This window comes from Cognatishimia activa (genome assembly GCF_001458335.1).
Classification (GTDB): Bacteria; Pseudomonadota; Alphaproteobacteria; order Rhodobacterales; family Rhodobacteraceae; genus Cognatishimia; species Cognatishimia activa.
This window is the reverse complement of record NZ_CYTO01000026.1, coordinates 25,839-40,851: the sequence shown is the minus strand read 5'-3', so window position 1 is coordinate 40,851 and position 15,013 is coordinate 25,839. Positions and strand designations below refer to the sequence as shown.

At 55.1% G+C, this 15,013-nt stretch carries 14 protein-coding genes and 1 pseudogene; 8 read left to right on the top strand and 7 right to left on the bottom strand.

Going from position 1 to position 15,013, the window contains the following annotated elements:
* The 3 genes and pseudogenes from TA5113_RS17420 to TA5113_RS16370 form a co-directional block, all read left to right on the top strand.
* Positions 1-127: pseudogene (locus TA5113_RS17420) on the top strand (transglutaminase); the annotation flags it as partial.
* Positions 117-1,037 carry a cation diffusion facilitator family transporter gene (locus TA5113_RS16375; RefSeq protein WP_058314119.1) on the top strand — a complete coding sequence of 307 codons (921 nt, stop codon included), beginning with the start codon at positions 117-119 and terminating at the stop codon, positions 1,035-1,037. The pseudogene TA5113_RS17420 and the gene TA5113_RS16375, both read left to right, overlap by 11 nt.
* Positions 1,034-1,585 carry a methyltransferase family protein gene (locus TA5113_RS16370; protein ID WP_058314118.1) on the top strand — a complete coding sequence of 184 codons (552 nt, stop codon included), beginning with the start codon at positions 1,034-1,036 and terminating at the stop codon, positions 1,583-1,585. Before TA5113_RS16375 ends, TA5113_RS16370 begins: the two co-directional genes overlap by 4 nt.
* 120 nt (positions 1,586-1,705) lie before the next feature.
* Here TA5113_RS16370 and TA5113_RS17275 read toward each other — a convergent pair whose 3' ends face one another.
* Positions 1,706-1,849: a hypothetical protein gene (locus tag TA5113_RS17275; protein WP_258953950.1), complete on the bottom strand. Its 144-nt coding sequence runs from the start codon at positions 1,847-1,849 to the stop codon at positions 1,706-1,708.
* Here TA5113_RS17275 and TA5113_RS16365 point away from each other — a divergent pair.
* The gene (locus TA5113_RS16365; protein ID WP_258953948.1) at positions 1,796-2,248 is read left to right on the top strand and encodes a L,D-transpeptidase; all 453 of its coding nucleotides are present in this window, start codon (positions 1,796-1,798) and stop codon (positions 2,246-2,248) included. The two genes, TA5113_RS17275 and TA5113_RS16365, sit on opposite strands and share 54 nt — an antisense overlap.
* A 528-nt stretch (positions 2,249-2,776) precedes the next feature.
* Positions 2,777-5,161, top strand: a complete 2,385-nt coding sequence (locus TA5113_RS16360; RefSeq protein ID WP_245627120.1) for a penicillin acylase family protein — start codon at positions 2,777-2,779, stop codon at positions 5,159-5,161.
* A gap of 160 nt (positions 5,162-5,321) precedes the next feature.
* Here the strand turns inward: TA5113_RS16360 and TA5113_RS16355 are convergent, their stop codons facing one another.
* The 6 genes from TA5113_RS16355 to TA5113_RS16330 all read right to left on the bottom strand — a co-directional run bounded on the left by TA5113_RS16355 (position 5,322) and on the right by TA5113_RS16330 (position 11,769).
* The gene (locus tag TA5113_RS16355; RefSeq protein ID WP_235872037.1) at positions 5,322-7,634 is read right to left on the bottom strand and encodes a heavy metal translocating P-type ATPase; all 2,313 of its coding nucleotides are present in this window, start codon (positions 7,632-7,634) and stop codon (positions 5,322-5,324) included.
* A 168-nt stretch (positions 7,635-7,802) separates the two neighbouring features.
* Positions 7,803-8,363, bottom strand: coding sequence for a ubiquinol-cytochrome c reductase iron-sulfur subunit (gene petA, locus TA5113_RS16350; protein ID WP_058314115.1), 561 nt, complete (start codon positions 8,361-8,363; stop codon positions 7,803-7,805).
* Between the two features lie 84 nt (positions 8,364-8,447).
* Entirely contained in the window at positions 8,448-9,122 is a 675-nt protein-coding gene (locus tag TA5113_RS16345; RefSeq protein ID WP_058314114.1) for a TVP38/TMEM64 family protein, read from the bottom strand.
* Between the two features lie 138 nt (positions 9,123-9,260).
* Positions 9,261-10,709 (bottom strand): multicopper oxidase domain-containing protein, encoded by a 1,449-nt coding sequence (locus TA5113_RS16340; protein ID WP_058314113.1) that lies wholly within the window; start codon positions 10,707-10,709, stop codon positions 9,261-9,263.
* Between the two features lies 1 nt (position 10,710).
* On the bottom strand, positions 10,711-11,178 hold the full coding sequence (locus TA5113_RS16335) for a rhodanese-like domain-containing protein (protein ID WP_058314112.1): 468 nt from the start codon (positions 11,176-11,178) through the stop codon (positions 10,711-10,713).
* A gap of 39 nt (positions 11,179-11,217) precedes the next feature.
* Complete coding sequence (locus tag TA5113_RS16330; RefSeq protein WP_058314111.1) at positions 11,218-11,769, bottom strand: EF-hand domain-containing protein; 552 nt, start codon at positions 11,767-11,769, stop codon at positions 11,218-11,220.
* 208 nt (positions 11,770-11,977) lie between these two features.
* On the opposite strand from TA5113_RS16330, the gene TA5113_RS16325 reads away from it, so the two are divergent.
* Genes TA5113_RS16325 through TA5113_RS16315 form a run of 3 tightly spaced genes read left to right on the top strand, consistent with a single transcriptional unit; the run spans position 11,978 to position 15,011 of the window.
* Positions 11,978-13,978 (top strand): heme lyase CcmF/NrfE family subunit, encoded by a 2,001-nt coding sequence (locus TA5113_RS16325; protein ID WP_058314156.1) that lies wholly within the window; start codon positions 11,978-11,980, stop codon positions 13,976-13,978.
* A gap of 2 nt (positions 13,979-13,980) precedes the next feature.
* Positions 13,981-14,547 (top strand): DsbE family thiol:disulfide interchange protein, encoded by a 567-nt coding sequence (locus TA5113_RS16320; protein ID WP_058314110.1) that lies wholly within the window; start codon positions 13,981-13,983, stop codon positions 14,545-14,547.
* Entirely contained in the window at positions 14,544-15,011 is a 468-nt protein-coding gene (locus TA5113_RS16315) for a cytochrome c-type biogenesis protein (RefSeq protein WP_058314109.1), read from the top strand. Before TA5113_RS16320 ends, TA5113_RS16315 begins: the two co-directional genes overlap by 4 nt.
* Positions 15,012-15,013 lie beyond the last annotated feature (2 nt).

Below are 15,013 nucleotides of genomic sequence, written 5' to 3'. Positions count from 1 at the left end.
GTACCGCCACATCATCCGCCATTGGATGAATGCCCGCGTGCGCCGGATCAGGTCCGGTAAAGTGCCGCAAATCCCCGGCTTGGCTTTGCCCAATCATCAGCACGAGGAATCCCGGCATGCCTCATGATCACGGCCACGCGCATATAGATCCTGCGTCAGGCGACCGCCGTGTCTCCATCGCGATCTGGGCCAACGCTCTTCTGACGCTTGCGCAGATTGTCGGTGGGATCTTGTCCGGCAGTCTCGCGCTCATTGCCGATGCGCTGCACAATTTCTCGGACATGGCATCCTTGGTGATCGCCTTCGCGGCACGAAAGATCGCGAGACGCCCGGCCGACGAGCGCATGACCTTCGGCTATGGCCGGATCGAAGTTGTGGCCGCCTTGATCAACTACACCACCCTCATCCTCGTCGGCGTCTATCTGATCTACGAGGGCGGGATGCGGCTCATCGAACCGACCGAAGTCGCCGGTTGGACCGTGGTGATCCTGGGCTCGGTGGCGCTGGTTGTCGACACACTGACAGCGCTGCTGACGTATTCGATGCAAAAGGGCAGCGTCAACATCCGGGCGCTCTTCCTGCACAACCTGTCGGACGCGTTGGCTTCTGTTGCCGTGATCATCGGCGGCTCGCTCATCTTGCTCTATGATATGTGGTGGGTCGATCCGGCGATCACCATCGGCATTGCGCTCTACATTCTTTATCTCGCCGTGACTGAAATCGGGGGGCCTATCCGCATCCTGATGCTCGGAAGCCCGCCCGACATCGACAATGATGCCGTTGTTGCTGCAATCAGGGAGGTCGACGGGGTCCATGATGTCCACCACGTTCATCTGTGGCAGATGCAAGAAAACGAAACGGCATTGGACTGCCATGTCGTGACCATTGATGGCGCATCCGGCGAAGGGCTCAAGGCTGCCGTGAAAGCGCGCCTCACCGAAGAGTTCGGCATCCAGCACTCCACGCTCGAATTGGAAGACTTGGAGAATGCTCATGAGAGCGCACGACTCTATGGGCACGAGCAGACAAAAGCATGATGGAAACTACGCTTATTCTTTCTGGTCTGGGAATCGCTGCAGCAACACTGGCTTCGATCCTTTGGTCAATTGTTTTCCCAAAGCGTCGTATCTGGCCGCCCCAACGTTACACGGCGATCACGCCAATTTTGGTCTGGGTGCCAACGTTTTCGTTGTTTGGCGTACTCATTTTGCTTGGCGTCTTGGGGTGGGGCATTTTGGTGCTTCCCAACTGGCTTCGGTTCGGGGTCGGGATACCTCTCATTCTGTTTGGCAATTTTGTCGTCTGGACTGAAGTCGCTCATTTCGGGTTAGCGCAAACTGGCGGAGCTAAAGGCACGTTGAGGACTACCGGCATGTATCGCTACTCTCGAAACCCTCAGTACATGGCCGATATGGCAATTGTCGGTGGGTGGATGATCCTTACATCTTCACCCTCGGCGCTCACTGTAGGAACAGCCGCCATCCTTGTTCTGATAGCCGCGCCATTCGCAGAAGAGTCGTGGCTAAAGGAACTGTACGGTTCTGAATTTGAAGAGTATCGGGCTTCAACCCGCCGCTTTCTCTAAATCGCTTCACAAAAATGTCATTCCCGGATCGCTTGACCCTCTAGCTACTAGAGGTCTTACGACTCAAAAAAATGGAGGAAAGCTGTGAGCAGAATAATTAAGAACCGCAGGCAGTTTCTATCAACAACAGCCGCCGCCGTCATCGGACTTCCGGCCTTGGTAAAGGCCCAGTCTGTGGAGCAACCGACCGGAACGGCGGTACGCAGGAATATCTCGTCCTTCAGCGCTCAGCCATGGCAAGACCACTTTGACAATCTCGAGCATGGGGCGATCCTCTGCGACATCAATTCAAGAGCCGTTCAGTTCTGGTCTGAGGACGAAAGTATTTACAAGCTCTACCCGTCGAGCGTACCTCAATCAGAAGAGCTGACCCGGCGGGGATACACAAGGGTCGTTCAAAAAGTGGAAGGTCCGAGTTGGAGACCGACACCTTCGATGAAGGAGCGTAATCCTGAATGGCCTGACTACTGGCCACCGGGCCCGGACAACCCTCTCGGCACACACGCGCTCTATCTTTCCTGGCAATATTACCGTGTCCACGGGACCGGCGACACACGCAAGATCGGGCGTCAGTCTTCCAATGGGTGCATTGGGCTGTACAACGAGCATATCGCAGAGTTGTTCGATCTGGCGGAAGTCGGCACCCAAGTCAGACTCTTTTAGTTCACTGATTGCCCCGTGATAGCAGCGGGCGACTTGGCCGCCAATCTCAAGTGTATTGCAAAGATCTTATGCACTGCGAAACAGCCAAGGGTTCATGATAGAAACTGCCGTGGATCGACGTTGCTCTACCTCTTTCTTGGAGGCAGAAGTTGATGCAAGGTGACAGCGACGGGACGACAACCATATTCACTATTGGCATCACATGGGCGGCTTTTGTATTAGCTGTGATTTTGGCTCTGTTTTGTGTCTTTTGGATCTGCAAGCGATGGAAAGACCGAAACCGGAAGTAATCGCCATATTGAACTCGCCAGCCGACGCCCGATCTTCAAGACGGAGCTGTGACCTCGCGTATAAAAAGAACTGGAAGTCGACCTTTTTCGGTACGCGCTTTACTGAAAGGACGAATGTTCTGCGAAGCTACCGTCAGCGGGCATGGTACGGATGAGACGTCTATTCCGACTTTTGCTTAGAGGGTTCATCGCCGCAGCAATCATAACAATAGTTGCGACCGCGTTGGCGATTTGGCTGATGACTCGATCAATTCCAGACTACACGGCAAGTTTCAATGTTGAGGGTCTATCGGCACCGGTCGATATCGTGAGAGACGCTTACGCAGTTCCACACATTTTTGGAACGAACGACCCCGATGTCTTTTTTGGGCTTGGAGTCGCTCACGCGCAAGACAGGCTGTGGCAAATGACCCTTCTGAGAAGAATTGCCCAAGGACGCTTGTCTGAACTCTTCGGACGAAGCACTTTGGCCTATGACGATTTCATGCGCAGACTTGATCTGGCCGAGGCCGCTCGTTCTTCGCTTTCCGCCCAGGACGACAAAACGCGTGAAGCTCTCAACGCCTATGCGGAAGGGGTGAATGCGTGGATTGAGGAAATCAACAAAGGTGCGTTGGGGCGAGGTGCACCAGAATTCTTTCTGTTTGAAAGCTCCATCGCGCCATGGAGACCAGAGGACAGCATCGCAATTCTCAAGCTTTTTGCGTTACAGAGCTCGGGTCAATTCCAAGAAGAGGTTTTGAGGGCTCGCCTCTCTATGCTCATTCCCCCCGCACGCGTTTCTGATCTTCTCCCGGCGTCATTTGCCAATGATGATCGCAACATACCAAGGTACTTTGACCAGTTTCCGAATGCTCGTCTCGGCGCCATTCGATTTGAACCCGCTGAACTGAGCAGATTGTCGCCTCTTAGAAGTCCCAATCTCAATTCGTCGATGCTTGCCTGGGCTGCCACCCGCAACCGAACCGTTTCAGGCAACGCGGTAGTTGCCGGTATTTTCGACACTCAGCTGGCCATACCTTCGCTCTGGTACCTCGCTGGGTTGGAGCTTCAAGTCGGTGGCGTCATCGGTGCGACAATACCTGGGTTGCCGGTCATACTGTCAGGTCGTAACAGCAGTCTGGCATGGTCTGGAACCACATCAAACATCGACGACCAGGATCTTTTTATTGAGAAGCTACTCGACACAGGCTCTCGTGAGGTACTGACACCGGCGGGACCCCGGCCAATCGTTTCGCGCCCCTCCGTTATACGCATTCGGGGCGAAGCGCCCGTGACTATTCGCTTGGAGCGAAGCGAAAACGGTCCGATCGTTCAATCTGACTTGTTCGGTTTATCGTCGGTCATTCCAGAAGGGCACATTGCCTCTCTGGCATGGACCGGCCTGTCCACAAATGACACTTCCATAAGTGCGCTCATGGGTTTGATGACTGCAAAGAGTACAGATCAAGGGTTCTTGGCAATGCGATCCTTCATCGCACCCGCTATGAAGATGATCATTGCAGACGAGGAAAATCTCGCAAGTCAGTTTGTTGGCGTCCAACCAATTCGAGATCCTCGAAATGCGTTTGCGGGGTCTATGCCAGCACCTGGATGGCTGTCGGAAAGCCGCTGGCTTGAGACTGGCCCAGGTGACACCTCGGAGGACGCCGAGTTATCCGATCCAAACTCCCAGACACAAATTGATCGCGACATAGACAATCAAGCGCCCTCTCCCGAATTTGTTTGGGCAGACGGACGAAGCTTTAGGTTAGGTCGCCTTACGAGGCTGCTTGAGGCGCGCGACGTCCACACCCGGGACGGTTTCGTTGAGTATCAGAAAGACACTATCAGTCCGGCCGCAAGGGGCCTGTTGCCACTCATCGCCAAGAACTTGTGGTTTTCAGAACCACCCGCGCCCCAAGGAACTCTTGCCCGACGGCGTGCCGAAGCTCTGCAAATGCTGGCAGATTGGAACGGCGACATGAACGAGCACATGGCGGAACCCCTGATCTATACCGCTTGGATGCGCGCCCTCCAGCAACGGTTGATAAACGACGAGTTGAGCAAAATGGCTGAGGGATTGCCTGTCATTCAGACACTTTTTCTCGAGCGCGTGTTCCGCGATGTCGATGGTGCCTCAATCTGGTGCGACGTAGTTCAATCGGAAGAAATCGAGACCTGTGATCAGATCGCTAGCCTCGCGCTCGACGATTCACTGTTATGGCTCGAAGAAACATTTGGGCGTGGCGATTTGAGTACTTTGAGGTGGGGAGATGCCCATCAAACCGCACTTGATCATCCTATCCTGAGTTGGTCTCGAGGTTTCAGTTTCATGTCAAACATTCGACTTCCGTTCTCAGGCGGCGACACCACTCTTTTCCTTGGATTTTCTGCGGGTGCATCCGAGGACCCGTTCCAAGCTGATTTTGGATCGACTTTCCGTGGGGTCTATGACCTTTCTGATCCAAACAGTTCGGTATACATAGCATCAACCGGACAGTCGGGCCATTTTCTCAGCCGCTTTTACGATGATCTTGGTCGATTGTGGCGGCGTGGAGAGTATGTCCCTATGTATCTTGAGCGACAACTCGTGAATGCCGGGTCGGTGGGAACGACAAGTCTGCTGCCACAGCGCAACTGAATGAAATGAAGGCAATCCGGCTTTCCTGCACCACAGATACTTAGAGCTATTGTGCCGCACAATGGCAATCTGGACCATGAAGGCGGGATTGGACCTGTCCTTCTTGAGTTGCGGCTTGGTGGAAAGCTCAAGAATCTGATGACAATTTCGCATACAGGGGTCAAAGTTCGGCACGCCGCAATCGAAGCGCATTCGCAATGACCGATACTGACGACAGGCTCATGGCTGCGGCAGCGATCATTGGCGAAAGAAGCAACCCGAAAATGGGGTAGAGAATGCCAGCCGCGACAGGAACACCTGCAGTGTTATAGGCAAACGCAAAAAATAGGTTCTGTTTGATATTTCGAACCGTTGCTTTTGCGAGCCTGCGGGCTCTGACAATGCCTACCAGATCGCCTCCCAATAGTGTGATGCCAGCGCTTTCGACGGCAACGTCGGCACCGGTACCCATCGCAATCCCGACATCGGCAGCCGCTAGGGCAGGCGCATCGTTTACGCCATCTCCGGCCATGGCAATCTGGGCGCCTTCATGCCTCAAGTTTTCCACCAGGGCTTTCTTGTCTTCCGGCAAAACCCCTGCATGAACTTCATCTATTCCAAGCTTCAAAGCGACGGCTTCCGCCGTCTTTTGATTGTCACCAGTCGCCATGATGACCCTGAGCCCGAGGCGATGAAGATCGTCAATGGCACCGGCCGTGGTTTCTTTGATCGGGTCAGCGACTGCCACGATCCCGGCGAACCTACCATCGACTGCTATGAACATGGCAGTCTTTCCAGAAGCCCTGAGGTCATTTGCAGCATGTTCAGCAACCGAATGGTCCACATTGATTTCGTCCATCAGTGCTGGATTTCCGAGAGCGACATCATGGCCGTCAACTTGACCTCTGACACCTTTGCCAGTGATAGCCTCGAAGTTTGTTGCTTCAAAAAGCGACAGGCCTTGCTCTCGTGCACCCTCCACAATCGCCTCCGCAAGGGGGTGCTCTGAGCCTCGTTCTAAGGCTGCAACAAGGGTAAGAACATCATTTTCAGAGTGCCCACCCGTGACCACCAAATCTGTGAGCTTCGGACGCCCTTGGGTGAGGGTGCCAGTCTTATCAACAATGACCGTATCGACGCGCGCCATCCGCTCCAGTGCCTCTGCATCCTTGATCAAGACACCTGCTTGTGCCCCGCGGCCCGCAGCTGTGGTGATCGAGATCGGTGTTGCGAGACCCAATGCGCAAGGGCAGGCGATAATAAGTACAGAGACCGCAGCTGTTATCGCAAATGCAAGTGCTGGATCTGGCCCGAACATGAGCCAAACGATGAATGATGTGACCGCAATGAGAACGACCGTTGGCACGAATACTGACGACACACGATCTGCTAGTCCCTGAATTGGCGCGCGCGACCGTTTCGCTCCAGCGACCATATCCACGATCTGAGAAAGGACTGTGTCCGCCCCGACTTGTGTGGCCCTCACCATCAATGTGCCGTTTTTGTTGATTGTCCCGCCCGTGACCCGGTCCCCTTGTGTTTTTTCAACGGGAAGCGGCTCTCCAGTAATCATGCTTTCGTCGATGGATGAACGCCCCTCAAGCACGTCAGCGTCCACTGGGATGCTGTCACCGGGTCGCACGCGTAACGTATCGCCAGCAATGATATGCTCCAGCGGTGCGTCGTATTCGGTCCCGTCCGGCATGATACGGCGGGCTGTTTTCGGTGCGAGATCAAGCAAGGCGCGGATTGCATCACCCGTTCGTTCCCGTGCACGCAATTCAAGCACCTGACCGACAAAGATCAATGTGACGATCACAACTGCGGCTTCGTAATAAGTCCCGACGCCTTCGCCGGTTTGGTACGCCGCAGGAAAAATTCCAGGCAAGAAGGTCGCGGCAAGCGAATAGGTGTAGGCGGCTCCGACCCCGAGCGCGATCAGCGTCCACATGTTTGGGGATAGAGTCCTTATGGAATCCCACCCCCTTTTGAAGAACGGGAGCGCGGCCCAGAGAATGATCGGCGTTGCGAGGAGGAATTCGATGTAGACTGCAGTCTGATGACCGATCCACGCGCGCACGGGCAGACCGACCAGTTCGCCCATAGTCAAGATGACCAGCGGAACTGCGGCTGCCGCGCTGATCCACATGCGCTTCGTGAAATCGGAGAGTTCTTCGGACGGCTCATCCGAAGGGAGCATTGGCTCAAGCGCCATACCACAAATCGGGCACGCGCCGGGCTCGTCCCTGAGGATTTCGGGATGCATCGGGCACGTCCATTGAGTACTTACCTCGCTATGCGTTTGCGCCTTTTGCGCATGTCCCGAGGCGTAGTAATATGGGTCGCTGCGAAACTTCGTTTCACAGTTCTCTGAACAAAAATGGAAGGTCTCCGCTCCAAATTCAGTATTCCGGGGATTTTCGTTGACCTCAACGGTCATGCCACACACCGGATCGATCACTGTCGTGGCGTTCGAAGCGGTCGCGGCCTGCATGGTGTTGTGGTGTTGATCTTGATCCGTGCTCATCGTCTCAATCCTTGATATTCAAGACGATCAGACAACTAGCTCCTCCAGTAGCTGGAAGGTCAAGGCAGACTCAACCTGCATATGTAACAATTCGTATCGGGTTCGAGATTTTTCGGTCTCCGCCCGTGAAACCCGCTAGCCCAGTGTCAATATCATACCTTCCGAAACCGATAATGTGGGAATGTGAAGGTTCTCTGGTGCCGGCCCTTTCCGGATACGTCCCGCAGTATCGTAGTGGGATCCATGACACGGACAGAACCAGCCGCCAAAGTCGCCGGCACCATCACCGAGGGGCACACAACCGAGATGTGTGCAAACACCAATCATAACCAGGAAATTCTCATGTCCGGGCAGTGCTCTATTTTCATCTGTGGCCGGATCTTCACCACGAATATTTGGATTTCGAGCCACTGCATCGGGCAATGACAACACGTCCTCGGAGCGCGCCTGAGCGATCTCTTCTTCATTTCGGTGGCGGATAAAGACCGGTTTGCCCCGCCAACTTACTGTCAGTTGTGTTCCAGGCTCTACATCCGAAATGTCGACCCGGATGCTTGAGAGAGCCCGAACATCTGCAGATGGATTCATTTGATTGATCAAAGGCCAAACTGCCGAGCCAGTGGCAACTGCTCCCGCTCCGGCAGTCGCATAGTAAAGAAAATCCCGGCGATGCTGTTCGGTTTGCAACTCTGTCATGATTCGACTGTAGGGGCTTCCTGCGTGGGAAGGTCAATGTTGAGCAAGGCGGGTGAAGGAGTTGCTCTAGTCGGTAATCCAAACTCAGGAAGCTTTGTTTCGGCCGGAGGGGCGCAAAATCGCCACCAGAATCAACGGTGTTGCTGTCATCACTCCGAGACCAACGATGACCCACTCAGCGGCGTCGAAACTCCCTGACATCGCTTCTGCTCCAATATGCGCGAGCAGGAAGCTCGCAGGAAGAATTCCGGCGAGTGTTGCAATTAAAAAACGCCAAAGGTGAAGGCGGCTAAGGCCCGCAGCATAGCTCATTGCATCAAACGAGATGAAGGGCAAAAGACGGGAAGCAAACACCGTCAAAGTAAGCAAATTTTGAGACCCGAGCAAACCATAAGCGGCCTTGTTACCTAGCCATCGCTCGACGTAGACGCGCCCTAGGTAACGCGCGATGATGAACGCGGACAATGCACCCAGTTCCGACCCGATGGCTACATAGATGGCTCCTTCCATGTGGCCATAGGCAACTCCGCTTACAAGGGCGATCGGGGCACTGGGAATGGGGCTTGCAACGATTGATCCCATCATCAGCAAAACAATGAGAAGTGGCCCCCAAGGACCGGCACCATCAATCCAGCCCTCGACGGTTTCCCGGGTTATGTTCGGCCAATAATCCAAGGCCCACATGCCAGTGAGCAGCGCCGCAAGCACTGCGATCAGAACTAGTCCCAAGTGACGGGGATGCGTGTTACCCGATCGCATAGAGCGCCACGAAAACCGCTACAACGTCGACGTGAAAAGGACGCCCGATGTTCGATCCATTATCCATTTTGATCCCTCAATAAAGGCCAAGCACAACTGTCATGGTTCCAGCGAGTAGAGGGTCAAGCACATTCTTCATCATGAGACACTGAATTGTCCCATCATGCCGCCGTCTTCATGTTCAAGAATGTGACAATGATACATATACGGTGCCGACGATGGCGCCGGTTTTTCGAACGTTATCGCCAGTTCAACCTCGCCAGCCACGAGAACGGTGTCTTTCCAGCCCCTGTTCTCTGCCCGCGGCTGGCGTCCGTTGTCGGACAAGACTTGAAAGCGCACCCCATGAATATGGAACGGGTGCATCATCATGTCGCCGCGGACAATCCAGCGCTCGGTGCTGTTGAGCTTGGTAGAGAAATTGAGGGCGTTTTGATCATAGGGCGCGCCATTGATTGAAAACTGATTGCCGGAGCGGGACATCATCATGCCCATTCCCATCGACATGTCTAGAGTTAGACGCCGAACTGGGATATTGTTGGAAGAAAGGTCAGGCAACGGGCCATCCATGGCATCGGGCAGGGTGTCGATACGGACGGGGAGGGTTGTATCGACGGCGAAGTGCAGCACCGTAAAACGACCGCCAGAACCACTTCCCATCATTCCACCCATGGCGGAGTTTGCAATATCGTCGGACACCAGGACGCTGTCCCTGCCATCCGTGAAATCAATGAGAACTTCGACCCTTTCTCCTGGCGCAAGCACCATCCGAGTGAGTGCAACCGGTCGATCCAGGAATCCGCCATCCGTCGCCACGAGGTGAAGTGGCCGATCGTCGGCCAAGGACAGTCGGTAAATCCGCGCATTCGAACCGTTAACAAGACGGCACCGCACGACCCCCTTGGGAACCGCAGCTGAGGCTCCTGCCTGCCCGTTCACGAGCATTGTGTCACCTCGAAAACCATTCATCGATTGATGCATGCCGACATCGTATGTCATGCGACCGCGCCAATTAAATTGACGGTCCTGCAGCACGAGGGTCAAGTCATCAACCGCATAGGTGGACGGCAGACCACGTTCATCGTCTTCCCCATCGGTAACATGCAGAACACCTGCCAGTCCGAACATGACCTGTCGGGCTGTCGAACCGTGCACATGGCTGTGGTACCATGCTGTTGCTGGAGGCTGATCAAGGTTGAGTACCGGGTCCCATGATCGTCCGGGCGCGATGGCCTGATGCGGCCCACCATCGAAGGGGCCTGGAACAAGCAACCCGTGCCAATGCGACGAGACGGGTTCGTCCAGAGTGTTTTGCACCTCGGCCAAAGTCTCTGCATCGGTCAAAAGCCGGATCGTTGGTCCAAGATAGCCTTGGTTGTAACCGATGGTTTCGGTCGCGGAACTGCCGCGAAATCGGGTCGCGCCAGATTGAGCTTTCAGCTGAAATCGTCGCGATGTTGTTGCATCCAGAAGCTCTGGGTATTCAAGCTTCCGCCCTGTGCCGGATAGCGCAGCAGATGGCAGCACAGCGGCGGCTCCGAAACCTGCGGCATATCCAATTGCTTCACGGCGGTTCAAGAGGCGCACGTCAGGCCAAGCCTTCCGGAAGGGCCGCCAGGGCAGCTTCCATGCTGACAACCGGATGGCCGGCTGCAATCCAACCTTGCCCGGCGGCAGATCCCAGCATTCCTTCGGATACATCAACAAAGTCACTATACCCAGCTTGCTGGAGACTCCGCATCACACTTCCTGACCGACCACCAGTTGCACAAATGAGGGCGACAGGCCGGCCTTCAGCCATTGCACGGGCTGAAAAAAGCCGCTCGGGGAACCGGTCTTCGTGCATGCTGATCGGCCAGGCTCCTTCAGCAATCCCGGTGTCGGCCCATTCCGGCCGCGAACGGACGTCGATCATCCGGACGCGATCTTGCCGCAGCGCATTATACGCGGAGTCAGATGACCAAATCTTGGCTGTCTGTGCGACGGCTAAAGTTGGTGAGACGGCTGCAGCGATCAAGGCTAATCCGACCGTGCGACGTGTCAGATCGGATGGCATCGGAGGCCTCCTTTGGAATAGGCAGGCCTGAGGCTTTGTTTATTCATTGTCGCTACCATGGTGATCGGCAGATCCGGACGCATCCGACGTTGTTTGCATGTCGCCCATCCGTGTACCGGCGGCGTCCATTTCTTGCTGAGTGATCTGACCATCGGCATCCGCGTCCAGATGCTGGAATCGGTCAACCATGCGGTCGCGAACGACACTCATGTGCAAGGTCTCGAATTCCTCGAGGGTCAGCGCACCGTCGGCGTCGGAATCAAATTCTCGCAACTTCACGCCCATGTGTGCGCGCATGTTCTGAGGATCACCGCTGGGCATCATCATGGCCATCATATCACGATCCATCATACCCATCATACCGCCGCGGCCACCCATCCTGGATGCGTGCATCTTCATCATGTTCTGCATCATGGACATCATGTCCCCACTCATCATACCAGTTTGCGCGGCACCATCGCCCATTGTCATGTTGGACATTGCGCCCGTATCAGGCTGAGTTTCGCCGCCGACATGCGACTCCGCAAACGCAGCTTGCGATATGCCAAAGGTAGTCAGCACGCAAAGTGCAAAAATGCTTCTATTTGCCATCGGTCTTTCCTTTCCAACTTACTCTCGAAACATCGTTATTATGTCGGATCAGATAAAGACCGGGGGAGGGGGTGTTTTGTAATGATATGTCACAGGGCTCTTTGTTACAAACGGTGACAAAGCAACCCCTGACGGTCTGCAGGCCGACTTGATAGGAATGGTACGAACCGCACAAAGCGGTGAGTTCATCGAAGGGGTGGATGATCAGATGACACCTGAAGTTGGTCATTTCGCGCTGGCCTTGGCCTTAGCTCTGGCGCTTGTTCAAAGTGTATTGCCAATCCTCGGTGCCAAACGTGGGAATATTCTTTGGATGCAATCGGCCCGATGGTCCGCGTTTGGACAGGTGCTCTTCGTCACCGTTGCATTCCTTGCGCTCATGCAGGCATTCATAACCAGCGACTTTACGGTCAAGAATGTTGTTGAGAATTCGAATTCACTCAAACCGATGTTGTATAAGGTGGCGGGCACATGGGGCAGCCATGAAGGCTCGCTTTTGCTCTGGACACTCATTTTGACGGTTTTCGGGGCTGCTGTTGCTTTGTTTGGATCCAATATTCCGCAAGCACTGAAGGCGCGAACGCTGTCGGTGCAGGCATGGATCAGTGTCGGCTTTCTGACCTTCATGCTGTTTACGTCCAACCCTTTTGATCGCGTCTTCCCGCCACCCAGCGACGGCCAAGACCTTAACCCGCTGCTGCAGGATGTTGGCCTCGCGATGCATCCACCGCTCCTTTATTTTGGATATGTCGGGTTTTCGATTGTTTTCTCTTTTGCCGTTGCAGCCCTTATCGAAGGACGGGTGGATGCCGCCTGGGCGCGGTGGGTGCGTCCGTGGACACTGGCCGCCTGGATGAGCCTGACCGCGGGCATCGCCTTGGGGTCTTGGTGGGCCTATTACGAGCTTGGCTGGGGCGGCTGGTGGTTCTGGGATCCTGTCGAAAACGTCAGTTTCATGCCCTGGCTGATGGGCACGGCACTGCTGCATTCCGCAATCGTGACGGAAAAAAGAGACGCCTTCAAAAGCTGGACAATTCTCCTCGCGATCCTGACCTTTTCCCTGTCCCTCTTGGGAACATTTGTCGTCAGGTCGGGGCTGCTGACCTCTGTGCATGCATTTGCGGTTGATCCCGAAAGAGGCCTCTACATTCTGGGACTGCTGGCGGTGTCAATCGGTGGCTCGCTCGCGCTATTTGCATGGCGCGCGCCGATGATGGAACCGGGTGGGCTGTTCAAACCGATCAGCCGTGAAGCGGGCCTGTTGGTAAACAATCTGATTCTGACAACGGCCACTGGCGTCGTCCTTTTTGGTACATTGTACCCTCTGTTCTACGAAGCAATGACAGGCGGCGAAAAACTGTCGGTAGGCCCGCCATTTTTCAATGCTGCGTTCATTCCGGTCATGTTGCCGCTTGTCTTTGCAATGGGGTGTGGACCCTTCTTGTCGTGGAAGCGCGCGGATTTGCCGGGCGTCCTGCAACGTCTGCGCTTTGTCGCCCTTCTTGCCGTTCTGGGGACGCTTGCGGTCTGGTATTTGGCGGAAGGTGGCCCGGTGTTGGGCTATCTGTCTCTGATGCTCGCCTTTTGGCTGTTCATGGCGACGGTGCGGGAATGGACGATGCGGATCAAGCTGTTTGAGGGCCCGGTTTCAACATCCTGGCGCCGGGCTTCAAATCTGCCCAGATCTGCGCATGGCATGACGTTGGCTCACGCAGGTCTTGCTGTTGCCATGTTCGGATTCATTGGCTCAACAGTTTGGAAATCCGAGGAAATTATGTTTGTCCAGCCCGGCGCTGACATCAGTATCGGCGGGTTTGATGTAAGGTTCAACGGAGTCGAACGGGTGCGTGGGCCCAATTACTTTGCGGATCGCGGTGAATTGACCGTTTCGAGGGATGGAAAATACTTGACCGATCTCTTCCCGGAGCGGCGGACTTACCCGGTTGCTCAAAGCACCACGACCGAGAGCGCGATACGCTCCACACTGGCAGGAGATCTCTATACGTCCATCGCGAACCCGGCCTCGGAGGACGCCAGTACACAAGGCGCATGGACTCTTCGAATTCTGTATGAACCGTTGGTCAATTTCATCTGGATCGGGTCTGCGATGCTTGTTCTAGGCGGCGGTCTTTCGCTGTCGGATCGTCGGCTGCGCGTCGGTGCACCTCGTCGCAAAGCAGCTGTGACCGCTCGGGTTCCGGCAGAGTAACGATGGGACGTATACTGGCATTCATCCCGCTTACGATCGCGGCGGTATTTGGCGGGTTCTTCCTATGGGGGCTGAACCCCGATCGGGATCCAAACAACATTCCATCTGTTTTGATCTCCCAGCCTGCGCCCCAGTTCGATCTGGCTGCCATTGAGGGGCTGGAGACGCCCGGCTTGTCCCGCGCCGATCTCGTGGATAACGCCGGACCGGTCATCGTGAATGTGTTTGCTTCGTGGTGCGTACCCTGCCGGGCGGAGCATGGCATACTGACCCAAATGGTCGAAAAAGATGGGCTGAGGCTGTTCGGTATCAACTACAAGGACAAGCCGGAAGATGCGACAAAATGGCTGGCGGAGCTTGGCAATCCCTATGAAAAGATTGGCTCAGACTTGAGTGGAAGGGCTGGCATTGAATGGGGCCTGTCGGGCGTACCCGAGACGTTCATTGTCGGACCCGATGGAACTGTGTTGTTCAGATACGTCGGGCCTGTTGTTGGTGATGAAGCCATTGCTAGGTTCAGAGAGGCGCTCGAACAGGCAGGCGCATTGCCGAGGGGGCAGAACGGATGAGGCATGTGATCATCGCGCTTTTTTTGCTTCTTCCGGTGATGGCCTTTGCCGTCGAGCCGGACGAGATGTTGCAGGATCTGGTGCTTGAAGAGCGCGCGCGGGTGATTTCAAAGGAACTGCGCTGCGTCGTCTGTCAAAATCAGGATATCGACAGCTCCAATGCTGGCGTTGCGCGGGATTTGCGGATTTTGGTGCGTGAAAGGTTGGTCGCTGGCGACAGCGATGAAGAGGTCATCGCGTTTATTCATGCGCGCTATGGCGACTACGTTCTGATGCGCCCGCCTTTCAATGCCTCCACCCTGGCCCTTTGGTTGGCGCCCTTTGTTTTGGCTGTCGTTTCTCTCCTGGCGGGCTGGGCGATCATTTTGAAAAGCCGGCGCAAAGGCGTCGTGGCGGATTTTTCCGAAGTTGAGGAAGCCGAGATTGCGCGTTTCATCGACATTAACACTCCAAAGGACAATTGATG